The following is a 533-nucleotide window of genomic DNA, read 5'->3' as shown; positions in this document are numbered from 1 at the left end:
TTTATTTCAGATGGCTTAAAAGGTATGGAAACGATGCTTTCTGAAGTGTATCCGCACGCGCGTTATCAAACGTGCCTCGTTCATGTGCAGCGTAATTTGAGTCATAAAGTGCGGACGAAAGATCGTGCAGAAGTGTGTGACGACTTCAAACAAGTGTATCGTGCTGAAACGCTAGAAGAAGCGATTGAAGCACGCGAACGCTTTATCAAAAAGTGGCAGACTGCCTATCCGAAGCTCGTGCCAATGGTCAAAGGCGATGCCATTTTAACGTTCTACGCTTTTCCACAGTCGATTCGCCGTAGTATTTACTCAACAAATTTGATTGAATCGGTGAATAAACAGCTGAAAAAATATACGAAACGTAAGGAACAGTTTCCGAACGAAGCATCACTAGAACGCTTCCTCGTTTCACAATTAAATGACTACAACACACGCTTCCTCGCACGTTGTCATCTTGGATTTGACCAGGCACGTGCCGAATTAGAAGCGATGTTTGATCGCTAAATGTGACGATCTACCAAGTTTGGGTTGAG

General features: G+C 43.9%; 1 protein-coding gene. It reads left to right on the top strand.

From position 1 onward, the window contains the following. Positions 1-504, top strand: a 504-nt coding sequence (locus ACFSY7_RS10265; protein WP_380147767.1) for an IS256 family transposase, incomplete at its 5' end; no start/stop codon positions are given. Positions 505-533 lie beyond the last annotated feature (29 nt).

Source organism: Kurthia populi (genome assembly GCF_042686175.1).
In the GTDB taxonomy this organism is placed as follows: Bacteria; Bacillota; Bacilli; order Bacillales_A; family Planococcaceae; genus Kurthia; species Kurthia populi.
Note: the sequence above shows the minus strand (reverse complement) of the source record. Positions and strands in the feature narration are given on the sequence as shown.